Source organism: Brevibacillus aydinogluensis (assembly GCF_961514395.1).
Lineage (GTDB): Bacteria > Bacillota > Bacilli > Brevibacillales > Brevibacillaceae > Brevibacillus > Brevibacillus aydinogluensis.
Genome location: NZ_OY569118.1, coordinates 708,867 through 730,369 on the forward strand (window position 1 = coordinate 708,867; position 21,503 = coordinate 730,369).

General features: G+C 57.6%; 23 protein-coding genes, 1 pseudogene and 1 riboswitch. Of the genes and pseudogenes, 23 read left to right on the forward strand and 1 reads right to left on the reverse strand.

Features of this window, described 5'->3' with window-relative positions; genetic code table 11:
• Window positions 1-16: 16 nt before the first annotated feature.
• A riboswitch (SAM riboswitch) is annotated at window positions 17-159 on the forward strand.
• 196 nt (window positions 160-355) lie between these two features.
• The 7 genes from mtnK (at window position 356) to Q7F15_RS03410 (ending at window position 6,699) form a co-directional block, all read left to right on the forward strand.
• Window positions 356-1,582, forward strand: a complete 1,227-nt coding sequence (gene mtnK, locus Q7F15_RS03380; RefSeq protein ID WP_304415106.1) for an S-methyl-5-thioribose kinase — start codon at window positions 356-358, stop codon at window positions 1,580-1,582.
• A complete protein-coding gene (mtnA, locus tag Q7F15_RS03385; RefSeq protein ID WP_304415107.1) occupies window positions 1,579-2,622 on the forward strand; it encodes an S-methyl-5-thioribose-1-phosphate isomerase in 1,044 nt (347 codons plus the stop codon). Before mtnK ends, mtnA begins: the two co-directional genes overlap by 4 nt.
• Window positions 2,623-2,730: 108 nt before the next feature.
• Window positions 2,731-3,309: a GNAT family N-acetyltransferase gene (locus Q7F15_RS03390; protein ID WP_171566837.1), complete on the forward strand. Its 579-nt coding sequence runs from the start codon at window positions 2,731-2,733 to the stop codon at window positions 3,307-3,309.
• 320 nt (window positions 3,310-3,629) lie between these two features.
• A complete protein-coding gene (locus Q7F15_RS03395; protein WP_171566838.1) occupies window positions 3,630-4,808 on the forward strand; it encodes an MFS transporter in 1,179 nt (392 codons plus the stop codon).
• Window positions 4,809-4,990: 182 nt separating this feature from the next.
• A complete protein-coding gene (locus tag Q7F15_RS03400) occupies window positions 4,991-5,128 on the forward strand; it encodes a hypothetical protein (RefSeq protein ID WP_171566839.1) in 138 nt (45 codons plus the stop codon).
• A 282-nt stretch (window positions 5,129-5,410) separates the two neighbouring features.
• A complete protein-coding gene (locus Q7F15_RS03405; RefSeq protein WP_304415108.1) occupies window positions 5,411-5,842 on the forward strand; it encodes a hypothetical protein in 432 nt (143 codons plus the stop codon).
• A gap of 128 nt (window positions 5,843-5,970) precedes the next feature.
• Window positions 5,971-6,699 (forward strand): amino acid ABC transporter ATP-binding protein, encoded by a 729-nt coding sequence (locus Q7F15_RS03410; protein WP_304415109.1) that lies wholly within the window; start codon window positions 5,971-5,973, stop codon window positions 6,697-6,699.
• Window positions 6,700-6,941: 242 nt separating this feature from the next.
• Here Q7F15_RS03410 and Q7F15_RS03415 read toward each other — a convergent pair whose 3' ends face one another.
• Window positions 6,942-7,631, reverse strand: a complete 690-nt coding sequence (locus Q7F15_RS03415) for a polysaccharide deacetylase family protein (RefSeq protein ID WP_371808911.1) — start codon at window positions 7,629-7,631, stop codon at window positions 6,942-6,944.
• 156 nt (window positions 7,632-7,787) lie between these two features.
• Between Q7F15_RS03415 and Q7F15_RS03420 the strand changes: the two genes are divergently transcribed.
• From Q7F15_RS03420 to sufU, 16 genes and pseudogenes are all read left to right on the forward strand, one after another.
• Window positions 7,788-8,594 (forward strand): DUF2797 domain-containing protein, encoded by an 807-nt coding sequence (locus Q7F15_RS03420; protein WP_171566852.1) that lies wholly within the window; start codon window positions 7,788-7,790, stop codon window positions 8,592-8,594.
• A 64-nt stretch (window positions 8,595-8,658) separates the two neighbouring features.
• Window positions 8,659-8,838: a hypothetical protein gene (locus Q7F15_RS03425; RefSeq protein ID WP_171566842.1), complete on the forward strand. Its 180-nt coding sequence runs from the start codon at window positions 8,659-8,661 to the stop codon at window positions 8,836-8,838.
• A 237-nt stretch (window positions 8,839-9,075) separates the two neighbouring features.
• Entirely contained in the window at window positions 9,076-9,438 is a 363-nt protein-coding gene (locus Q7F15_RS03430; protein ID WP_171566843.1) for an arsenate reductase family protein, read from the forward strand.
• 2 nt (window positions 9,439-9,440) lie between these two features.
• Window positions 9,441-10,581, forward strand: a pseudogene (locus tag Q7F15_RS03435) (aminotransferase class I/II-fold pyridoxal phosphate-dependent enzyme).
• Between the two features lie 149 nt (window positions 10,582-10,730).
• Window positions 10,731-11,279, forward strand: a complete 549-nt coding sequence (locus tag Q7F15_RS03440; RefSeq protein WP_171566845.1) for a peroxiredoxin — start codon at window positions 10,731-10,733, stop codon at window positions 11,277-11,279.
• Between the two features lie 149 nt (window positions 11,280-11,428).
• On the forward strand, window positions 11,429-11,881 hold the full coding sequence (locus tag Q7F15_RS03445; RefSeq protein ID WP_171566846.1) for a redoxin domain-containing protein: 453 nt from the start codon (window positions 11,429-11,431) through the stop codon (window positions 11,879-11,881).
• Window positions 11,882-11,940: 59 nt separating this feature from the next.
• The gene (gene gcvH, locus Q7F15_RS03450) at window positions 11,941-12,321 is read left to right on the forward strand and encodes a glycine cleavage system protein GcvH (RefSeq protein WP_029098324.1); all 381 of its coding nucleotides are present in this window, start codon (window positions 11,941-11,943) and stop codon (window positions 12,319-12,321) included.
• Between the two features lie 388 nt (window positions 12,322-12,709).
• Window positions 12,710-13,141 carry a hypothetical protein gene (locus tag Q7F15_RS03455; RefSeq protein WP_171566853.1) on the forward strand — a complete coding sequence of 144 codons (432 nt, stop codon included), beginning with the start codon at window positions 12,710-12,712 and terminating at the stop codon, window positions 13,139-13,141.
• Window positions 13,142-13,163: 22 nt separating this feature from the next.
• Window positions 13,164-13,556 (forward strand): VOC family protein, encoded by a 393-nt coding sequence (locus Q7F15_RS03460; RefSeq protein ID WP_171566854.1) that lies wholly within the window; start codon window positions 13,164-13,166, stop codon window positions 13,554-13,556.
• 230 nt (window positions 13,557-13,786) lie between these two features.
• On the forward strand, window positions 13,787-14,122 hold the full coding sequence (locus tag Q7F15_RS03465; protein WP_171566855.1) for an SCP-2 sterol transfer family protein: 336 nt from the start codon (window positions 13,787-13,789) through the stop codon (window positions 14,120-14,122).
• 198 nt (window positions 14,123-14,320) lie between these two features.
• Window positions 14,321-15,481: a M20 peptidase aminoacylase family protein gene (locus Q7F15_RS03470; RefSeq protein WP_304415110.1), complete on the forward strand. Its 1,161-nt coding sequence runs from the start codon at window positions 14,321-14,323 to the stop codon at window positions 15,479-15,481.
• A 303-nt stretch (window positions 15,482-15,784) separates the two neighbouring features.
• Entirely contained in the window at window positions 15,785-17,365 is a 1,581-nt protein-coding gene (gene pckA, locus Q7F15_RS03475; RefSeq protein WP_171566857.1) for a phosphoenolpyruvate carboxykinase (ATP), read from the forward strand.
• A gap of 330 nt (window positions 17,366-17,695) precedes the next feature.
• Window positions 17,696-18,484 (forward strand): Fe-S cluster assembly ATPase SufC, encoded by a 789-nt coding sequence (gene sufC, locus Q7F15_RS03480; RefSeq protein WP_212132863.1) that lies wholly within the window; start codon window positions 17,696-17,698, stop codon window positions 18,482-18,484.
• A 21-nt stretch (window positions 18,485-18,505) separates the two neighbouring features.
• Window positions 18,506-19,804, forward strand: a complete 1,299-nt coding sequence (gene sufD / locus Q7F15_RS03485) for a Fe-S cluster assembly protein SufD (RefSeq protein WP_171566858.1) — start codon at window positions 18,506-18,508, stop codon at window positions 19,802-19,804.
• Window positions 19,804-21,030, forward strand: coding sequence for a cysteine desulfurase (locus Q7F15_RS03490; protein ID WP_171566859.1), 1,227 nt, complete (start codon window positions 19,804-19,806; stop codon window positions 21,028-21,030). The genes sufD and Q7F15_RS03490 overlap by 1 nt, the downstream gene beginning before the upstream one ends.
• Window positions 21,017-21,454, forward strand: a complete 438-nt coding sequence (gene sufU / locus Q7F15_RS03495; RefSeq protein ID WP_171566860.1) for a Fe-S cluster assembly sulfur transfer protein SufU — start codon at window positions 21,017-21,019, stop codon at window positions 21,452-21,454. The genes Q7F15_RS03490 and sufU overlap by 14 nt, the downstream gene beginning before the upstream one ends.
• Window positions 21,455-21,503 lie beyond the last annotated feature (49 nt).

Genomic DNA, 21,503 nt, shown 5'->3' on the forward strand with positions numbered 1-21,503 from the left:
ACCGCATACGTTGGATACCTTATCCAGAGAAGGTGGAGGGACTGGCCCGATGAAACCCGGCAACCGACATGACGCTGTTCGAGCGATTCTGGCGACAGACGTGCAGCGCATGCACGGTGCTAATTCCTGCAGAAACAAAAGTATTCTGGAAGATAAGGGGGAGACGACACGCAGACGCGTATGAACAGACCTCTTTTCTTCGGGAAAAGAGGTTTTTTGTATGTGCGGAATGCTCCGGCTGGAGGCGGCAGCAGCACACACGCCGCCCGGCGGCCGCCAACATAGACAAAGCGAAAGTGCAAAAACAAGTGAATGTGAAGACAAGAGAATCTGTCAAAGGAGAGGGGATTGGACCATGGCGTATCGCGCATTGAGCGAACAAGAAGCAGTGCAGTACGTAAAACAACTGCCGGACCTGTTTGCGCCGGAAGCGGAACTGACCAGCCGGGAGATTGGTGACGGCAATCTCAACCTGGTATTCCACATCAGGGAGGAAGCGACGGGCAAAAGCGTCGTCGTCAAGCAGGCACTGCCCTACGCCCGCGTAGTGGGTGAATCCTGGCCGCTCACGCTGGACCGCGCCCGAATCGAAAGCGAGGCGCTGCGCATCCAGCACAAATACGTGCCGGATCTCGTGCCGAAGGTGTATCACTACGACGAGGAGCTGGCCCTGACCGTGATGGAAGACGTCAGCGACCACGTGATTATGCGAAAAGGCTTGATCGAGGGCAACCGCTACCCGCTGTTCGCCAAACAGATCGGCCGCTTTCTCGCCCATACGCTGTTTTACACGTCCGACTTGGGGGCGCATCCCTACGACAAAAAAGCGCTTGTCGGAAGATTCATAAATCCGGAATTGTGCAAAATCACGGAAGACCTCGTCTTTACCGATCCTTACGAAGACGCGCCGACCAACAATTTCAACCCGCTGATCAAGCGGGAGGTGGAGGCGATCTGGAACAACAAGCAGCTGAAGCTGGAAATTGCGCAGCTCAAGTACGATTTTCTCACCCGGGCGGAGGCGCTGATACACGGCGACCTGCATACCGGCAGCATCTTTGTATCGCCGACGTCGGTCAAGGTAATCGACCCTGAATTTGCCTACTACGGCCCGATCGGCTTCGACATTGGCGCGGTGATCGCCAACCTGCTGCTGAACTACGCGGGCCAGCACGGTCTGCAGCCGGACGCAGGAAAGCGGGAGGATTATCGAGAATATCTGTTGGCAACGGTGGAAGACGTTTGGAACGAGTTTGTCTCCCAGTTCGTCCAGCTCTGGCACAAACAGGCGAAAGAGCGGAGCGCCCACACCGAAGGCTTCTGGCAGGGCTACGTGCAGCGGCTGATCCGCGACGCAGCAGGCTTTGCCGGCTGTAAAATCCTGCGCCGCGTCATCGGACTGGCGGGCGTCGCCGACCTGAACAGCATCGCCGATGACCAGACCCGCGCGGAAGCAGAACGGCTGGCGCTGGCGATTGGCCAGGCGCTGATTCTGGAGCGGAACAAGGTGGAAGTATCGACAGACATCACAGATATCGTTCGGACGGTTACCGCACGATACTACCAGGAGGCTGTAGTATGACAACGACCAGCACGCCATTTGCGCCGGTCAAGTGGCAGGATGACGCGCTCGTCCTGCTGGACCAGACCCGGCTGCCCGTTGAAACGACATACCTGACACTGACGACTGCACAAGAAGTGTGGGCGGCCATCCGCCATCTGCAGGTACGCGGGGCACCGGCCATCGGCATGGCGGCCGCCTACGGTTTGTACCTCGGCATCCGCAACAGCGACGCCAACGATTTCGATACGTTTTGGCAACACCTGAGCGAACAGGCTGACTACCTCGGCACCTCTCGCCCGACGGCAGTCAACCTGTTCTGGGCCCTGGACAGGATCAAAGCACGCGTGCAGCGCGAGTCCGGCAAACCGGTGGCAGAGCTGAAGGCAGCAGTCCTGAATGAAGCCCTGTCCATCCAGCGGGAAGACGCGGAAGTGTGCCGCCGGATCGGAGAGCATCTGCTCACCCTGCTGAAAGACGGCATGGGCATCCTGACGCACTGCAATCCGGGGGCGCTCGCGACAGCAGCCTACGGCACGGCGACGGCCCCGCTCTACCTCGCCAAGGAGCGCGGCTGGAACCTGAAAGTGTACGCTGACGAGACTCGGCCTGTGCTGCAGGGGGCGCGCCTCACCGCCTACGAGCTGCAGCAGGCGGGCATCGACGTCACGCTGATTTGTGACAACATGGCGGCGATGGTGATGGCCCAGGGCAAGGTGCAGGCAGTCATCGTCGGCACGGACCGCGTGGCTGCCAACGGTGACGTCGCCAACAAGATCGGGACCTACGGTGTCGCCGTTCTGGCACACGCGCACGGCATACCGTTTTACGTGGCGGCCCCGCTGTCTTCTATCGATCTCGACACGCCGACGGGCGCAGACATTCCGATCGAGGAGCGGCCGGCGGAGGAGATTACACATGGACTGGGCAAACAGGTGGCGCCGGACGGCATCAAGGTGTACAATCCTGCGTTTGACGTCACTCCGGCCCGCTACATCACGGCCATTGTCACCGAAAACGGCATCTACAAACCGGACGAAATCCGCAGCTGCAAACGCTGACGCAAACAGCCCTGGACGGCCCAGGGAAGGGCGTCTCGTCCGGAGGTCCTTTTTCCCACCGATAAAGCGCCCCCGGGCGCTGTTTGCGTTTCCTGGAGGAGGAGAGACATGAGAGTGATTCCCATGACGATGGAGGCCTGCCTGAAGCAGCTGGAACCGGCCGACGCGGAGGAGTTGTTCTGGCTGACGGATGTCAACCGGGCCTATTTGCGCCAGTGGCTGCCGTGGCTTGACATCGTGCGCGAGGTAAAGGACACAGCCCAGTTCATCGCCTTGACGATTGACCAGCACAAGCGCCGCCAGGGCACCCATTACGGCATCTGGTACAAGGGCAGGTTGGCCGGGACGCTGGGCGTCCACAGCATCGACTGGAACAATCGGAAGACGTCCATTGGGTATTGGCTGGGGGAGCAGTTTCAGGGAAAAGGGCTGATGACTCAGGCAGTGGCCGCTTACCTGGACCATCTCGTGTTTGGCGAGTGGAATCTGGAGCGCGTCGCCATCCAGGCGGCGACGGGCAATGTAAAAAGCCGGGCCATACCGGAGCGGCTTGGCTTTCAGCTGGAAGGCGTGCTGCGGAGCAACGAATTCTTGTACGACCATTTCGTCGACCACGCCGTCTACAGCATGCTCGCTGCCGAGTGGCGAGGCCGGAGATCCGCGGGGATGAGCAGGAGCGGGATTTGAGAGAATATGTTGGATTGACAAGAAAATTTGGATAACTTACGATCGTAACATGACTAGCGAAAAAGGGATTGCGTGCAGCGCATCCCTTTCTTTGTTGCGAACAAGCAATAGGTCAAGCGGCGTGCCTGCCTGATGCGGGACACTGCCAGCTTCGACCGTGATACAGAGTCGGCTGTCTAGCCAGCGCAGAAAGGGCTGCATCCAAACAGGTACCTGTTGCAGCAGGTTTTCTCTCTGCGGCGCAGCCAGGGAGTGCCGCTGACGCGGCGGAAAGGCTGCATATGAAATAAGGGAGAGTTTGAGAGGAGTTACCGGACATTATGTCGTCATCGCGTTATACCTTTTGGGTACTGATCCTGGTGGTGGTGATCGGCGGCGTCAGCCAGGGTCTGACCATCCCGCTTTTGGCCGTGCTGCTGGAACAGCAGGGGGTGTCGTCTTTGGCCAACGGCCTGAACGCGGCTGCCTTGTACATCGGGATGGTAGTGGCTTCACCGTGGTTGGAGATTCCGCTCAGACGGATCGGCTACCGTTCCACCATTTTGTGGGGATTGGTGCTGGTCACCGCCTCCACCGTGCTGCTCCCGTTCTTTACCCATCTGGCTGTCTGGTTTGCCCTGCGCCTGCTGATGGGCGTGGGCGATACTTCGCTGCACTACGCCAGTCAGATGTGGGTGACGAAAATTGCGCCGCCAGAGCGGCGAGGACGGGATTTGTCGCTGTACGGATTGGCATACGGGATCGGTTTTAGCATCGGACCGCTGGGAATCAACCTGCTGCCGTTCGGGATCTGGGCACCGTTTGCGGCGGTCACTGTCCTGTACGTGCTGGCGTTTTGCCTGCTGGCCCGTATCCGCAATGCGTATCCCGATCCGGTACCGCCGGCTGCGGATGGAAGGCGGGAAAACCGCTACGCTGCCGTCTTCCGGCTGGGGTGGCTGGCGCTGATTCCGTCGTTTTTGTACGGATTCATGGAGACGTCGCTCAACGGCAGCTTTCCCGTCTACGCGCTGCGAACAGGCATCTCAGTGGAGTGGGTGTCGCTGATCCTGCCGTCGTTTGTCGTGGGCAGCATCATCCTGCAAATGCCGCTGGGGGCGTTGAGCGACCGGATTGGGCGCAGACTGGTGATGGGTGTCTGCGCATTGGTGGGGGCAGCTGCGTTTTTGCTGTTCCCGTTGAGCGGCGACAGCGTCTGGGCGATGATGCTGCTGTTGGCCCTGGCGGGTGCGGCGGTCGGGTCGTTTTACTCGCTGGGCCTGGCCTTTGCGGCTGACATCCTGCCGGCGTCCATGGTGCCGACGGCGGGCATCATTGCCGGCGTGAACTTCGGTGTGGCCAGCATTCTTGCGCCCAATCTGAACGGTCTCATGATGCAGGTGTGGGAGCCGTGGACCATCTTCTGGCTGATGGGCGGGCAGCTTCTCGCTTTCGCCGTCGCCTGCCTGCTGAAGCGGACCCAGTCAGAAAAGATGTGCCTTCATACCCAGGAAAGCTAGGCGCAGCATCCCTCTGCCGTCACAATATCGTCTGTCATGCAGCCCGACTAACGGGCTGTTTTTGCTGAACGTCCTTCAAATTGGGCGCAGACCCAAAGAATAAGCGGCGCTCCCGGCATAAACTGAGAACAGCAGGGGAAACGTAAGGATAGTCCCATTTTTTGTCGAAAGGGGTCGACCCGATGCTTACGCCATCCGTATTTAAACGCGGGATTATCTGGATTCTGTTTTTTCTGCTGAGTCTGGTCGTCGCTCCCTTCTTTACAGATGACAGCAATCCGGCGCCCGCTCCCGCCGCTCCGCAGGCGACAGTCCGATAGGGCGACGGCACACATACCCGCGTTCACGGCCAGTCCGGCCGGCGAGATGCATGGCGTGCCCCGGCATCCCGTATCCACAATCCACGTGGTGCGGGATGTTTACGTTTGGGGGGCTGTCCTGGAGGGGAAGGAGATATCAATGAATACGTCGAAAGGCTCAGGAAGGAAGGGCATAAAATTCATGAAGTTTGTTAAAGAGCTAGACTTTAAAAAAAAAGAACGATTGAATGGCAGGCACTCGCTGACATAAAAAAACGGTAACACAAGGTGTGAACTGGATTCATGAAAAACTTGGTCAGGGATATTTTTACTATTATCAGGATTGCTTTAATCTTTCTTGCTACCTTTGCACTTTCAAGCCTATTGTTTTTTAGGTTTTTCTATGATGGTAAAAATGATGAACTAGTTTTTTTAATCCAGTTGGTTGTCGTTTTTCATCTGCCGCTGACGCATCCCGCTGCAGTTGGCTCCCTTTGCCTTCGCGAACCCAAGTATAAGGAGGGAATTATCATGTCGACGTGGATCTTCCTGTCCATCATTGTTGGGGGTCTTTTGGTTTTTGGGGTAGTGTATGACCGCGTAACAAAAAGAAAAGCGAACGTGAAGGATTTGGATACAGCAATGAAAAACTCAAGCCCGTCTAATATGGTATACAAAGAGACGTTTTTACATGAACAGCAAAATAAAATTCATGATTATAACCAACTGCACTAATCCTGTCATCTGATGTACGAAGGTGGAGTACCCGCTGATAAAATATGTTAAACTGCTGAAATTTTCGAAACATTAGGCTACAATAGGGAGACAGGAATACAGACAGACGGAACCAGGGGGTACAAGTCGTGATCATCCAAGTGACAGACCTGCGAAAAAATTACGGAAAGCTGGAAGTGCTGAAAGGCATCACCACCCAGGTGGCGGAACGGGAAGTAGTGTGCGTGATCGGGCCGTCCGGCTCGGGGAAAAGCACGTTTTTGCGCTGTCTCAACCAGTTGGAGGAGATGTCGGGCGGACGGATCGTCATCGCCGGTCGCGACCTGAGCGATCCCAAGGTGGACATCAACAAGGTGCGGGAAGAAGTCGGCATGGTGTTCCAGCGGTTCAATCTGTTCCCGCACAAGACCGTGCTGGAAAACGTCATCCTCGCTCCCATCAAGGTGAAGAAGATGCCGCTGGAGGAAGCGCGGCAGCATGGACTGGCCCTGTTGAAAAAGGTGGGGCTGGAAGACAAGGCGGACGTCTACCCGGACCGCCTCTCAGGCGGACAGATGCAGCGGGTGGCGATTGCCCGTGCACTGGCCATGAACCCCAAAGTGATGCTGTTTGACGAGCCCACCTCCGCACTTGATCCGGAGCTGGTCGGCGAAGTGCTGGGTGTGATGAAAGACCTGGCCAGGGAAGGCATGACCATGATCGTCGTCACCCACGAGATGGGCTTTGCCCGCGAGGTGAGCGACCGGGTGATTTTCATGGATCAAGGCGTCATTGTCGAAGAAGGAACGCCCGAACAAATTTTTTCCAGTCCGCGAAACGACCGGCTGCGCGCCTTTTTGGGCAGGACGTCGGCGTAAGCGTGCAAACATGATTTCAACCCGATAACTAACAAAGACAAAACCCAGGAATGCTGGAAAATCAACATTCCTGGGTTTTTCATTTTTATCGGGGACAGCCCCTTTTGAGCCAGCCTTTTTTGTGCGCAATGCTTGGCGGCTTACTTTCGAATCGGTTTCCAATGATTGCGTATTTCATTGAAACCAAATGAAAAATGTGGAAAAATATACCTCCTGCGGTTTGGTTGGCGCAAAACAAGCACCTATTGTGCCGCATCGAGAAGCTGGCTCACAGTGACAAACCGGTAGCCCTGGGAGCGGAGATCGGTAATCAGCTCTTGCAGTGCCGCTACGGTCTGCCGCTGGTTCAGCCCGCCGTCGTGAAACAAAATGATGTCTCCGGCCGAGACGCTGCTTTTAACGCTTTTGGCAATCACTGAGGCGGTGCGGGCCAACGACCAGTCGCGCGGATCGACCGACCAGTGGATGATGTCGTACCCGCATGACTGGACGGCGTTCAACACGTCGTGGGTCATGACGCCGCCGGGCGGCCGGTAGTACTGGGCCAGCACGCCGGTCGTGCGCAGGATCGACTGCTCGGCGCGCTTGATCTCGTCGTAAATCTCCTGTTCGGTCAGCTTGTTCAGGTCGTAATGGTGGTACCCGTGATTGCCGATCTCGTGCCCGGCTTTCTGGATCCACTGCATGATCTTGGGATATTGCTCCGCTTTGGAACCGAGCACGAAAAAGGTGGCTAACACGTTGTTGCGGTGCAGCACTTCCAGGATCTTCGGCGTGTAGACGGCATCCGGTCCGTCGTCAAAGGTGAGCGCCACCACTTTTTTCTGGGTGTCGATGCGATGGATGGGCTCGTAGGCGGGGACAGGCAGACCAGACGCGGCGGTGCGGGACGTCCATCCGAAGAGGCAGAGGAGCAGACAGGCAAACAGCATCCTGCGGCGCAAGACTACCGCCTCCTTTGCATGAATGGTCTTTTTCTAGCTTCACCGGGCCCCGGGAAAACATGCTGCCAAAAGAAAACAGCGGTCTGCGGGAAAGCGGGATGTGGTAGAATGAAGGGACCGTACATAGGGGAGGAGAGAGTAATGGTGGAACTCCGCGGTGTTCTGCATGGGCTGGTCCACCAGTACCACGGCAAGGATCAGCCTGTTGACTACTATCTGCAGGTGGGGGAAGACCGGCTGCCGTTGAATGAATGGCTGGGCCGCGAACTGACGATCGCCTTTCTCGGCGAGAAAAACTGCATCGCCTGCGGACGCAAGACCAACAAGACGTTTAACAACGGGTACTGTTACCCCTGTTTTACCAAGCTGCCGGAAAACGACTTGTGCATCGTCAAACCGCACGAATGCCACTATGATCAGGGGACTTGTCGAGACGCCAGCTTTGGAGAGGCGCACTGCATGATTCCGCACTACGTCTACCTGGCCGTATCCAGCGACGTGAAGGTGGGGCTGACGCGAAAAAACAACGAGCTCAAGCGCTGGGTGGACCAGGGAGCCATCCGCGCCATCCCGATCGCGGAGGTGCCGACCCGGCGCATGGCGGGAGAGCTGGAGGTGCACCTGAGCCAGTTTTTGCCCGACAAGACCAACTGGCGAAAAATGCTGAAAGGGGATGTCAAGGAAGTGGATCTCCTCGCCCTTCGCGAAGAGGTGTACGCCCACTTCCCTGAGGAGTTCAAGCCGTTTCAGTACCGGGAAGACGAATGGATAGACATCACCTATCCGATCCTGGAGTCGCTGGATAAGATCAAATCGCTGACGCTGGACAAGCAGGAGAGTCTCGGCGGCAAGCTGATCGGCGTGAAGGCCCAGTACCTGATTTTTGAAAACGGCGTCTTCCAGGCGAAAAAACACGCCGGTTACCAGGTGCAGGTGACCGTCACCGCCTGACGTGCATAAACCAGCCCCCTTCGCTCCACACTGAAAGAAATCGGAGCGGAGGAGGCGAACGCACGTGACCCGAGAGCAGATCCAATACACGGAACCGCTGACCGGCACGCTCGCAGAAGCGGCAGAAGCAGACCCGCTGGGGGTGCCCTTTTCGCCGCTGGCGCAGACGTGGCAGGTCAATCCGGGTACGGAAACGGCGGAGCCGGGCGGCGAGCCTGGTGAACCGGTACGGACAACCAATTAAAAGACGGATGACAGGGTATGGCAGCCAGCAGCGATGCGTGGCTGCCGTTTTTTAAGGACTGCCCTGGTCGCATGAAAAAAAGCCCGCGTAACTTCGGGAGGGGGGCACCTGTCCTCTCCTGCACGTTACTTGCGGGCTCCAGTCTGAATCGTTTTTGCCGCGAGGGACATCGTGGTATGCTAGTAGCAGGAACAATTCTTTCCATTGTTAATTATCACGCGTTCGAGGTGAATCAGTATGACGATCAAGGCATACCTCTACGACAGATGCGGCACCTGCCGCAAAGCGAAGCAGTGGCTGAATCAGCACGGTGTCGCCTTCGAGGAGATTCCGATTGTCGAGGCTCCGCCGTCCAAGGAGGAGCTGCGCCGGATGTGGCAGGCGAGCGGGCTTGACCTGCGCAAGTTTTTCAACACCAGCGGCCAGCACTACCGCGAGTTGGGACTGAAGGACAAGCTGCCCGCGATGAGCGAGGAAGAGATGCTGGAGCTGCTTTCGTCCAACGGCAAACTGATCAAGCGCCCGCTGGTGACGGACGGCAATACGGTGACAGTTGGCTTTAAGGAAGATGAGTTCGAAAAAGCCTGGGGGGCGCGCTGACGATGCGGACCCCGTCGCGGCGTTTGGAGCACCTGTCGTCGGCGATATTTTCCGAACTCGCGAGGCGCAAGCGGAGCGCGGCGCAGCGTCGTCCCGTCATCGACCTGAGCATCGGCAGTCCGGACCAGCCGCCCGCGCCTGAACTGGTGGACGCGCTGGTCGAAGCCGTGCGGCAGCCGGGAGCGTTCGGCTATCCGATGACCGACGGGACGGACGAATTTCGCGCCGAAGTGGCCCGCTGGTATCGGTACCGGTTCGGCGTCGCGCTCGATCCCGACAGGGAGGTACACTCGTTGATGGGCTCCCAGGACGGTCTGGCCCACTTTGCCCTGGCCTGGGCCGACCCCGGGGACGTGGTGCTGGTGCCGGACCCGGGGTATCCCATCTACGCCGGCAGCGTCCGTTTGGCGGGGGCCGACCTGTACCCGATGCCGCTGCGGGCGGAAAACGGCTTCCTGCCCGATCTGGCGAAAATTCCGGAAGAGGTGGCCCGGCGCGCCCGCTTCATGATTCTCAACTATCCGAACAACCCGGTGTCTGCCGTGGCGCCGCTCTCCTTTTTTGAACAGGTGGTGTCCTTTGCCAAACGGCACGACATCATCGTGGTGCACGACCTGGCCTACTCGGAAATGGCGTTTGACGGTTATCGGCCGCCCAGTTTTCTGCAGGCGCCCGGAGCCAAAGACGTGGGCATCGAGTTCAACTCGTTTTCCAAAAGCTTCAACATGGCCGGCTGCCGGATCGCCTACGTGGTGGGCAATGAAGAGATCATCAAGCCGCTGGCCGCGGTCAAATCCAACGTGGATTACGGCGTCTTTCTCCCCGTGCAGCAGATGGCGGTGGCGGCGCTGCGGCTGGACAGGGAGTCGGGTTCGTCAAACGCGGTGGGCCCCCTCTACCAGGAACGGCGTGACGTGTTGCTCGCTTGTCTGGGCGCCGGTGCCGGCCGGATGGAGTTCGCGGGCGTTTGCCTTTGCCCTGTTGGAAGAAGCGGGCGTGGTGGTCGTCCCCGGCAGCGCATTCGGCGCGGAAGGAGAAGGCTACGTGCGCATTGCTCTGGTGCAGCCGCCGGACGTGCTGCGGGAAGCGGCCGACAGAATCGCGGCATCCGGCATATTGTCTCGAAAACCGACCGGCGCATAAACGTTCCTGCGAGTGGGAATGCTATTTGTTGTGCCATTGAGATGGAATTACAGGTTGAAATGATTCCTACATTATATTGACTATAAAGAGCTACGTTGATATGATGAGAACTGTAGGCAATAAAACAAATCCTAAGGAGGTTGTTACATATGGCACAACGTCTTGTTGGTCTTCCGGCCCCTGACTTTACGCTGGAAACCGCTCTTGGCAACGGCAAGGATTTCGGTAAGGTTTCCCTCTCCGACTACCGTGGCAAATGGCTGGTACTGTTCTTCTATCCGCTCGACTTCACGTTCGTGTGCCCGACGGAAATTATCGCGCTGAGCGATGCTATCGAAGACTTCAAAGATCTGGATGCGGAAGTGCTCGGCGTATCCGTTGACTCCAAGCACTCCCACCGTGCATGGATCAACACCCCGCGCGACAAAAACGGTCTGGGCGGCCTGAACTACCCGCTCGCTTCCGACTTCAACAAAACCACCGCTCGTGCTTACGGCGTGCTGGATGAAGAAGCTGGCGTAGCATTCCGCGGTCTGTTCATCATCGACCCGGAAGGCGTTCTGCGCTACCAAGTCGTAACCGATCTGAACATCGGCCGCTCCGTAGACGAAACGCTGCGCGTGCTGCAAGCACTGCAATCCGGCGGTCTGTGCCCGGCCAACTGGCGTCCGGGTGAAGCTCACCTGACGGCGAACTAAGCATCGCGGCATCAGATGAAAAAGGGTCTAACAACCTGCTGTTAGACCCTTTTTTTGCAGGAGCGATGAGCAAGCGACTCCTGTTTCAATAGAAGGGCCGTTTTTGGCATAAGCTTTTCTGTAGGGAACCGAAAGGAGATGTGCTTTCCATGCGTTTGCGCGAAGAACTGCCTGATTTCCCCGGTGTGACCGAATGGGTCAACGGACAGGCGAGCAAGTCCGAACTGGCCGGCAAACCGGTCCTGGTTCACTTCTGGTCGATTAGCTGCTACATGTGCAAGGAGTCGCTGCCGCAGGTGAACGAGTGGCGCGAAAAATACGCCGCCAACGGCCTGCAGGTGGTAGGCATCCACATGCCGCGCTCCGAAGCGGACACCAACGTGGAGGCCATCAAGGAAACCATTGCCGAGTACAAGCTGACGCACCCGATTGCCATCGACAACCAGATGAAGACCACCGACGCGTTCCAAAACGAATACGTCCCGGCTTTCTACCTGTTTGACGAAAACCTGCAGCTCCGTCACTTCCAGGCGGGCGAGAAGGGGCTCAATTTGGTAAAAAAACGCCTTCATCGAATTTTGGGGATTGAAGAGGAATCCTAGAACGTTTGTCCAATAAGTAAGGGGTAACCGAATGTACCTGATAGGAGGATACGTAAGCGATGGAATTCCCGAAACACCTTCGTTACAGTGAAGAGCACGAATGGGTGCGCGTAGAAGGAAACAAGGCGTATATCGGTATTACGGCTTTTGCCCAATCCGAGCTGGGCGACATCGTGTTCGTCGAATTGCCGGAAGTAGGGGCCGAGATCAAGCAGGATGAACCGTTTGGCAGCGTGGAGTCGGTCAAGACTGTATCCGAGCTGTATGCTCCTGTCAGCGGAAAAGTGGTGGAAGTAAACGGCGAGTTGGAAAACGCGCCGGAACTGGTCAACACGTCGCCGTACGAGCAGGCGTGGATGATCGTCGTGGAAATGTCTGATCCGAGCGAACTGGATAAGCTGCTGGATGCGGACAAATACGAAGCAATGGTAAAAGAATAGGAATGTGCACGAAAAGGCCGGAAGCAGCATGCTCCGGCCTTTTTCTCACGGGGCGGGCCGTGCTCCGGGGCGGGACAAGCGGCGGGTTTCGGGTCCCGGGCCCCGGGGCCAAGCGCAACTGCTGCCCGGACGAGGGGAGAAAACGCCAGCGGCTGCGGTCGGCGGCGTCCAGGCGGGAGCGGAAAATCGCGCCTGTAATGTTTTGATTAGTCAGAAAAAAGTGGTCGCTGCTGTTGTTTTCAGATACAATGGGAATACGAATGTACGCTTCCGAACAGGGACTGGTATCATTTGCGTCTGGAGTTGACGTCCGTTTGTAGGCTACAATGCCTATACAGAGGTACATTCGTGCAAACGTGCAAGCGTTTGGCGAAAAGGAGGGAGAGGAATGAGCTTTTGCTGCGGAGCCGGAATGGTCGGTTCGATCGGAACCGTGCGCCATTACAAGACGGTTGTGCACAACGTGCCCATCCTGTTTTGTCCGGTTTGCGACCGGATCGAAGTCCATCCGGCCATTGAGGGAGAGTACGAGATCCTGGTAGAATATGCGCAAGGTGATAACGCACCGGAAGTCGACTTTGCCGACTTTGTGAGTGTTGACAATACATCCGAGTTGTTTGAGAATTGTAGCATGACGGACGAAGCGGCCAGCTTCGCCGACGTGCTGAAACAGCAGATTGACATTTCCCTTGACCTGCTGGGCGTGGCCAAAGAGCTGAACGACGACGACTGGCGGGAAACGCTGATGCTGCGCCTCAAGCGATTGAGCGAACGACTGAAGCAGTACAACAAGCGAAGGGAAAGCGCAGCGTGTGATTGAGTTGACGTAGGAGGCAGTGTAAATGTTTCATTTGAAAGGTGTACACCACATCGCCTTAAATTGCCGCGATGTCGTGAAGGTAGCTCGTTTTTTCAAAGACATATTGGAAGTTCCCATCCCTGAAGAACACATGACAGAAGGAGCACCTATCTACTTTCAAATTGGCACTTACACGCGGATTGGTCTCCATCCCTGCACCGATAACGAAGGAAAAGGCGGCATCGGACAGGTGGATCATATCGCCTTTTCCGTGACCAGCCGGGCTGAGTTGGATTATCTGGTTGACAAGCTGGAGGCGTGCAATATCTGCTACCGCGGCCCCATTGCCCGGCCGACCAGCTATAACCTCTATTTTGAAACGCCGGACGGCCACCATCTGGAGGTACGCCTGGACAAGGACGAGTTTGACGAGTAGCCAGACAATGGCTTGGAGATATGTGAGAGATATGGAGAACGGCACCTGCAGGCAGCGCTGGGTGCCGTTTTGCTGTTCCGAGGGCCAATTGCCGTCCCTCTGCCCTGCGGATAAGTGTCGAGAAAAAATGGGAGCGGCTGACACCAGCCGACATCGGTTCCGACTGCTCGTCAAAGGATTCGACCCGGACCTCCGCGAACGTAAGGGAAGAAGCAAAGGGGGAGATGGCGTTGGCGAAGTCTCTGGAGCGGCTGTTGGCGGAGAAGGCGGAGCGGGTAGGGCAAAAACCCCACTTGAAACCCTTGACGGCCGGATGGGAGCGCATCGTGGGGATTGTCGCGGAAGATGTGCCGGCGCGCTACTGCCTGATGTTTTCCGGCGGCGCTGTGACGTGTACGGCATGGCAGGAACCGGTCCATCTGGAAGTGCGGGGGCGCGCGAGTGATCTGGCGATGCTGTTCGGGGGCGATGAGCTGGCCTACCAGTACGCCAGGCAGCAGGTGTCCACCAAGGGACGGATCGGCGATCGGCTGAAACTGGAGGCACTGATCCGCTTATCGAGCTGAACGATCTATCGCGGATGGCTGGCCAGGAAGGGACCTGGTGTCGTCGTGGGTGCCGTGACGGTACGCTGCGGAGCCCGGTGGGTCTTGTGTTATAATGGTGCCGGGAGAACGTTCCGGTCGGAAGACGAGACAGCAGGGAGCAGCTATGGTTGATAATGACGGAACATTCGCAAAAAAATGAAAGAAGGAGAGGGGAACATGACGACAGCGTTGCCGTTGAAAGAGACGCTGGCCGCGCGGGAAGCCCAGGTATACCGCACGTTTGACCATCTGCACACCCATCCGGAAACCAGTTGGAACGAATGGGAGACGACCCGCTATCTGGCCGAGCGGATGCGCGCCCTGGGGCTGCGCGTGACAACGTTTGACGACTGTACCGGACTGGTGGCAGAGTGGGGCGAGGGTAAGCCGGTCGTGGGCCTTCGGACCGACATCGACGCGCTTTGGCAGGAAGTGGACGGCGTATGGCGGGCCAATCATTCGTGTGGTCACGACGCTCACATGACGATCGTGCTGGAGGCGGTGGAGACGCTGATCGCTTCCGGATACCAGCCGCAAGGGACCGTGAAAATCCTGTTTCAGCCTGCCGAGGAAAAGGGAGAGGGCGCGCTCAAGCTGGTGGAAAAAGGGGTGGTGGATGATATCGACTTCCTCTACGGCGTCCACCTGCGGCCCATTCAGGAAATGGCTGCAGGCGAAGCAGGGCCGGCAATCTACAACGGCGCAGCGATGTTCATGACCGGAGAGATTACCGGCGTGTCGGCGCACGGTGCCCGGCCGCACCTGGGCGTAAACGCCATCGAGGTGGCGGGGGCCATTCTCAACGGGTTGGGGCAGGTGCACACCAATCCGATGGTGCCAGCGACCGTGAAAATGACCATGCTGCAGGCAGGAGGGGACAGCTACAACATCATTCCCGACAAGGCCCGCTTCGCGCTGGACTTGCGGGCGCAGACCAATCATGCGATGGAGGAGCTGACCGCCCGCGTCCGGCAGGTGATTGACGGCGCGGCCGCGATGTTTGGGGCCGACATCAGCGTGACGACCGGTTCGCAGATGGTGGCGGCGGAAGTGGACGAAGAAGCCAGACGGCTGATGGAACAGGCGATCGTGGACGTCCTGGGAGCGGAGCACCTGCGGCCTGCTCCGGTCAGTCCCGGCGCGGAAGACTTTCATTTCTACACCGTGCAGCGGCCGCACATCAAGGCGACGATGCTCGCGCTCGGCTGCGATCTGACGCCTGGGCTGCACCATCCGCACATGCGCTTCGATCGCACCGCTCTGCTTGCCGGTGCGGAAATCCTCGCGCGTGTCGTGGTTCGGACATTTGCCCACCTCCACGGGGAGCAATCAACGTAATCACAGGCAACGGTGCCTCCGTCATCCGGCGGGGGCATTTGTCGTTTGACGCTGTGCAGGCAGCGCAGCCATGATCTGGAACAGACAAAATCGATATAGAGGCGGAGGAAGCGGACGTGCCGGGGAACCCTAAAGATGGGGAAACCCCGGCCGTAGCTGTTGTCAGAGCGTCTTCACAGTTTGTTCACACCCAAAAAAATAAAATCTTGTAGCTTATTTGGCGAAATGTGATATACTAATTACAAATCACGTGACATGAAAAAGGCATGACTCGGATTTTTATGGGAAGGAGATCGTTCACACATGGAAACCAAGACGGTTTACAAACTTGCTGACGTACTGGCGACGGCGACCGTCCACGCAAACCTGCCTGTCGCCCAACTCGTTGAGATGGCGGTAAAACGCGGTGAAGGTATTCTGACCGACAAGGGAGCGCTCAACGCGTTAACGGGTAAGTTTACCGGCCGCTCGCCCAAAGACAAATTTGTGGTGGACGAAGTCTCCGTGCATGATAAAGTCAACTGGGGACCGGTTAATCAGCCGATCTCTCCGGAGAAGTTTCAGGCTCTCTACCAGGACGTGCTGGAGTATCTGCAGACGAAAGAGCTGTTCGTCTTTGACGGCTTTGCCGGCGCGGACAAAACCTACCGTCTGCCGATTCGCGTGGTAAATGAATACGCGTGGCACAATCTGTTTGCCCGCCAGCTTTTCATTCGCCCGACCGCGGAAGAACTGGCCGAGCACAAACCGGAGTTCACCGTCATTTACGCGCCGACGTTCAAGGCCGACCCGGCTGTGCACGGAACCAACTCGGAGACGTTCATCATCATCAGCTTTGAGCAAAAAACCGTGCTGATCGGCGGGACCGAGTACGCCGGCGAAATGAAAAAATCCATTTTCAGCGTGATGAATCTGCTGCTGCCCGAGCGCAACGTGCTGTCCATGCACTGCTCCGCCAACGTGGGCAAAGATGGCGATGTGGCGCTGTTCTTCGGACTCTCCGGCACGGGCAAGACGACGCTGTCGGCTGACCCGAACCGCTTCCTGATCGGCGATGACGAGCACGGCTGGTCGGACGACGGCGTCTTCAACATCGAAGGCGGCTGCTACGCCAAGTGCATTCGCCTGTCCGAAGAAGGCGAGCCGCAAATCTGGAAGGCGATCCAGTTCGGCACCGTGCTGGAAAACGTGGTGGTCGACCCGGTGAGCCGCGTCGCCGATTACGACAGCGATGCCTACACGGAAAACACTCGCGCCGCCTACCCGGTTGAAGCGATTCCGGGCGCTGTCATCCCGGGCGTCGGAGGCCACCCGAACGTGATCATCTTCCTGACCGCTGATTCCTTTGGAGTGCTGCCGCCGATCTCCAAACTGACGAAGGAACAGGCAATGTATCACTTCCTGTCCGGCTACACCAGCAAAATGGCCGGCACTGAGCGCGGCGTGACCACTCCGCAGACGGAGTTTTCCACCTGCTTCGGTTCTCCATTCCTGCCGCTGCATCCGGTCGTCTACGCCGAGATGCTGGGCAAAAAGATTGACGAGCGCGACGTGCGGGTCTACCTGGTCAACACCGGCTGGACCGGCGGACCGGTCGGCGTGGGTTCGCGCATGAAGCTGGCCTACACCCGCGCGATGGTAACTGCCGCGCTGAACGGCGAACTGGAAAACGTGGACTACGTGACCGATCCCGTCTTTGGCGTGCAGGTGCCGACATCTTGCCCGAACGTGCCGGCGGATGTGCTGCAGCCGCGCAACACCTGGGCGGACAAGGAAGCGTACGACAAGCAGGCGCGCGAACTGGCAGCCCGCTTTATCGAGAACTTCGAGAAGAAATTCCCCGACGCGACAGAGATCGCCAAGGCGGGTCCGCGCGTTCAATAACCAGCATACGCAAAGGCGCCCCGGCCGAACATGGCCGCCGGGCGCCTTTTTTCGCGAGCAGGGGAAAGGCCTGCATGGCAGACTGCTGCCCGGATGATTCTTGGCAATTTTTTTCAATCAGATGGAATTGATTTTTCATTACAAAGCAAGTAAAAATGATATGAATGCCCAGTACGCAGAAACGACTTCCCCAATATACTAAACATAATTATTTAAAAATTACAGATATGTTCCATTCCTTGATTTAAAATTATTCTTATTATAAGATAGTCATTGAGAATGAATTGAGAATAACCCATTCATTTCACGATACTGATGGAGGGAAAGCACATGACAGCAGTACCGCATTTGCAAATAAAAAACCTTCGCGCCAAAATCGAGGACAAGGAAATCATCAAGGGTCTCACCCTGGAAATCAAAGGCGGCGAAGTGCACGCGATCATGGGTCCGAACGGTACTGGGAAATCCACGCTGGCGTCCACGCTGATGGGGCACCCGAAATACGAAGTTACCGAAGGCGAAGTCATCCTTAATGGAGAAAACCTGCTTGAGATGGAAGTGGACGAGCGCGCCCGCGCCGGTCTGTTCCTGGCCATGCAGTATCCGTCTGAAATCAGCGGGGTGACCAACTCCGACTTCCTGCGCTCCGCGATCAACGCGCGCCGCGGTGAAGGCAACGAGATTTCGCTGATGAAGTTCATCCGTGAACTTGACAAGAAAATGAAAACGCTGGAAATGGACGAATCCTTTGCTCACCGCTACCTGAACGAAGGCTTCTCCGGCGGTGAGAAGAAGCGCAACGAAATCCTGCAAATGATGATGCTGGAACCGAAGATCTGTATTCTTGACGAGATCGACTCCGGTCTCGACATCGACGCGCTGAAAGTGGTGGCTAACGGTGTCAACGAAATGCGTTCCCCCGAACGCGGTTTCTTGATCATCACCCACTACCAGCGCCTGCTGAACTACATCAAGCCTGACTTCGTACACGTGATGATGCAGGGCCGCATCGTGAAATCCGGAGGTCCGGAGCTGGCAGAGCGCCTCGAGGCGGAAGGCTACGACTGGATCAAAGAAGAGCTCGGCATCGTGGATGAAACCGTAAACGCGAACGTGTAGGAAGAAGGAGGCAGCAGTCAGATGAGTGTGGATGTACAGCTCCGCTTCGACCGTGAAGCGATCACCGAGTTCTCCAAGGCCAACCAGGAGCCTGCCTGGTTTCTGGAAAAGCGACTGGCCGGTTTGAAGGCGGCGGGCGAACTGCCGCTGCCCGCTTTGGAGAAAACGAAAATCGACAATTGGAACTTCGATCAGTATGAACCGTTTGTGACCAGCGCCCGCGTATCTGCCGCAACCGAACTGGACGACGTAGTGAAGGCGCAGATCGACGCAAACGCGGTAAAAAGCCTGATCGTGCAGAAAAACGCCTCCCCTGTGTTTCACGCAGCAGCAGACGAGCTGAAGAGCAAGGGTGTCATCTTTACCGACCTGGCGACCGCACTGCGCGAGCACGGCGAACTGGTGCAGCAATACCTGCTGAACGTCGTGGCGTACGACGAGCACAAGCTGACGGCGCTGCACACGGCTTTGGTCAACGGCGGGGTTTTCCTCTACGTCCCGAAAAACGTGGAGCTGGACGTGCCGCTGCAGGCCGTATTTGAAGTGGCAGGCGACAACGCGCTGCTCTGCCCGCACGTGCTGATCGTGGCGGAAGCGAACAGCAAAGTGACCTACGTGGATACCTACGTCTCCGGCGAAGGCCGCAACATGGTGGCCAACAGCATCGTGGAAGTGTACGTCGGCCCGGGCGCGTCCGTGCAGGTGGCATCCGTTCGCTCCCTGTCCAAGGACGTCCACGACTACACGTTCCGCCGCGCCACCGTTGACCGCGACGGCAAGATGGAGTGGATCCTGGGTGAGATGAACGATGGCAACACCGTCGCCAACAACACGACCATCCTCAAGGGCACTGCTTCCTCCGCCGCGACCAAGACTGTCTCCGTGGGAACCGGCGATCAGCGTCAGAACCTGACCTCCCAGGTGCAGCACATCGGCACGCATTCCGAGTCCGACATGGTCAGCAAGGCAGTTATGACCGGTGAAGCAACGACCATTTTGAACGGCATCACCAAAATCGAAAAAGGCGCCGAAAAGGCAAACGGCGAGCAGGCGGAAAACATTCTCATGCTCAGCGAAAAAGCGCGCGGCGACGCCAATCCGATTCTGCTGATCGACGAGGATGACGTGAAAGCGGGTCACGCCGCGTCGGTGGGTCGGGTGAGCGAAGAGAGCATCTACTACCTGATGTCCCGCGGGATCGACCGCGAGGAAGCGGAGCGTTTGATCATCTTGGGCTTCCTGGAACCGGTCGTCGCTGAAATTCCGATTGATGAAGTGAAGAACCGGCTGCGCCAGGCGCTCGAAAGGAAGTTGGGCTGATGAACGCCAAGGAGCTTCGTCAATACTTTCCCATCCTGCACCAAGAGGTAAACGGCCACCCGCTCGTCTATCTGGACAACGCGGCTACCTCGCAAAAGCCGATCCAGGTGATCGAAGCGGTCGACAAATACTACAAGGAGTACAACTCCAACGTGCACCGCGGCGTGCATACGCTGGGCAGCCGGGCGACAGACGGATACGAGGGCGCGCGTGAGAAGGTCCGCGCCTTCATCAACGCCCGCGAGGCGGCAGAAGTCGTCTTTACCCGGGGAACGACCACCGCTGCCAACATGGTGGCTTACGGATTCGCCCGTACGTTTCTCAAGCCGGGCGACGAGATTGTGACCACCCTGGTGGAGCACCACAGCAACTTCATTCCCTGGCAGCAGGCGGCCAAGGCGACCGGCGCGACGTTCAAGTTCATTCCCTTGGCAGAGGACGGCACGGTGACGCTGGAAGCGGTGGAGCAGACGATTACCCCCAACACCAAACTGGTCGCCATCCACCACATCTCCAACGTGCTTGGCGACACCACACCGGTGAAGGAGATCGCCGAAATTGCCCACCGTCACGGTGCGCTGCTGTTCGTTGACGGCGCCCAGGGGGCTCCCCATAAAAAGATCGACGTGCAGGATTTGGACTGCGACTTTTACGCGTTTTCCAGCCACAAGATGTGCGGTCCGACCGGCATCGGCGTGCTCTACGGCAAACGCGCGATCCTGGAGCGGATGGAGCCGGTTGAATTCGGCGGCGAGATGATCGACTTTGTGGAGCACTTCGATTCCACCTGGAAAGAGCTTCCCTGGAAGTTCGAGGGCGGAACGCCGATCATTGCCGGTGCCATCGGATTGGGAGCGGCTATCGACTTCTTGCAGGAAATCGGACTGGACAACATTGAACGGCATGAGAAAAAACTGGTGGCATATGCTTTGGAGCAGATGCGGGAAATCGAAGGGCTGACAATTTACGGCCCACTGGAAAACCGCAGCAGCTTGATTACTTTCAACCTGGCCGAGGTCCATCCACACGATCTGGCGACTGTGCTGGACAGCCACGGCATCGCCATTCGCGCGGGCCATCACTGCGCCCAGCCGCTGATGCGCTGGCTGAACGTCACAGCTACTGCCCGGGCCAGCTTCTACCTGTACAACACGGAAGAAGAAGTGGATGCGTTGGTGGCGGGGTTGAAAAAGGCGAAGGAGTTCTTTGGCAATGTCTTCTCTTGATGATCTGTACCGCCGCGTGATCATGGACCACTACCAGAAGCCGCGCAACCGCGGCAAGCTGGATGAATCGGAAGGACTTGTAGTCAATTTGAATAACCCGACCTGTGGCGACAGCATCTCGCTCTCCCTGAAAGTGGAGGAGGGCAAGGTGGTCGATGCCAGGTTTCTTGGTGAAGGATGCTCGATCAGCATGTCATCCGCCTCGATGATGACGGAGGCGATCAAGGGCAGGTCGGTGGAAGAGGCGCTGAAACTGGCGAGCATCTTCTCCGACATGATGCAGGGCAAGGAGATCGACGATTCGATCGACCTGGGTGATATCGAGGCACTGTCCGGGGTCGCCAAATTTCCGGCGCGGATCAAGTGCGCCACGCTGGCCTGGAAGGCGCTGGAGCAAGGAATCAGACAGGCCGGAGAGTCGTAAGTCCGTCAGGCTGTCAAGCCACCATGTTCAACAAAAGGAGTGAGTAAGG

Bases quoted from the DNA above. Each gene is read 5' to 3' on its own strand.
- mtnK (WP_304415106.1), top strand. From the start codon at position 356: ATGGCGTATCGCGCATTGAGCGAACAAGAAGCAGTGCAGTACGTAAAA.
- mtnA (WP_304415107.1), top strand. From the start codon at position 1,579: ATGACAACGACCAGCACGCCATTTGCGCCGGTCAAGTGGCAGGATGAC.
- Q7F15_RS03390 (WP_171566837.1), top strand. From the start codon at position 2,731: ATGAGAGTGATTCCCATGACGATGGAGGCCTGCCTGAAGCAGCTGGAA.
- Q7F15_RS03395 (WP_171566838.1), top strand. From the start codon at position 3,630: ATGTCGTCATCGCGTTATACCTTTTGGGTACTGATCCTGGTGGTGGTG.
- Q7F15_RS03400 (WP_171566839.1), top strand. From the start codon at position 4,991: ATGCTTACGCCATCCGTATTTAAACGCGGGATTATCTGGATTCTGTTT.
- Q7F15_RS03405 (WP_304415108.1), top strand. From the start codon at position 5,411: ATGAAAAACTTGGTCAGGGATATTTTTACTATTATCAGGATTGCTTTA.
- Q7F15_RS03415 (WP_371808911.1), bottom strand. From the start codon at position 7,631: ATGCTGTTTGCCTGTCTGCTCCTCTGCCTCTTCGGATGGACGTCCCGC.
- Q7F15_RS03430 (WP_171566843.1), top strand. From the start codon at position 9,076: ATGACGATCAAGGCATACCTCTACGACAGATGCGGCACCTGCCGCAAA.
- Q7F15_RS03440 (WP_171566845.1), top strand. From the start codon at position 10,731: ATGGCACAACGTCTTGTTGGTCTTCCGGCCCCTGACTTTACGCTGGAA.
- Q7F15_RS03445 (WP_171566846.1), top strand. From the start codon at position 11,429: ATGCGTTTGCGCGAAGAACTGCCTGATTTCCCCGGTGTGACCGAATGG.
- gcvH (WP_029098324.1), top strand. From the start codon at position 11,941: ATGGAATTCCCGAAACACCTTCGTTACAGTGAAGAGCACGAATGGGTG.
- Q7F15_RS03455 (WP_171566853.1), top strand. From the start codon at position 12,710: ATGAGCTTTTGCTGCGGAGCCGGAATGGTCGGTTCGATCGGAACCGTG.
- Q7F15_RS03460 (WP_171566854.1), top strand. From the start codon at position 13,164: ATGTTTCATTTGAAAGGTGTACACCACATCGCCTTAAATTGCCGCGAT.
- Q7F15_RS03470 (WP_304415110.1), top strand. From the start codon at position 14,321: ATGACGACAGCGTTGCCGTTGAAAGAGACGCTGGCCGCGCGGGAAGCC.
- pckA (WP_171566857.1), top strand. From the start codon at position 15,785: ATGGAAACCAAGACGGTTTACAAACTTGCTGACGTACTGGCGACGGCG.
- sufC (WP_212132863.1), top strand. From the start codon at position 17,696: ATGACAGCAGTACCGCATTTGCAAATAAAAAACCTTCGCGCCAAAATC.
- sufD (WP_171566858.1), top strand. From the start codon at position 18,506: ATGAGTGTGGATGTACAGCTCCGCTTCGACCGTGAAGCGATCACCGAG.
- Q7F15_RS03490 (WP_171566859.1), top strand. From the start codon at position 19,804: ATGAACGCCAAGGAGCTTCGTCAATACTTTCCCATCCTGCACCAAGAG.
- sufU (WP_171566860.1), top strand. From the start codon at position 21,017: ATGTCTTCTCTTGATGATCTGTACCGCCGCGTGATCATGGACCACTAC.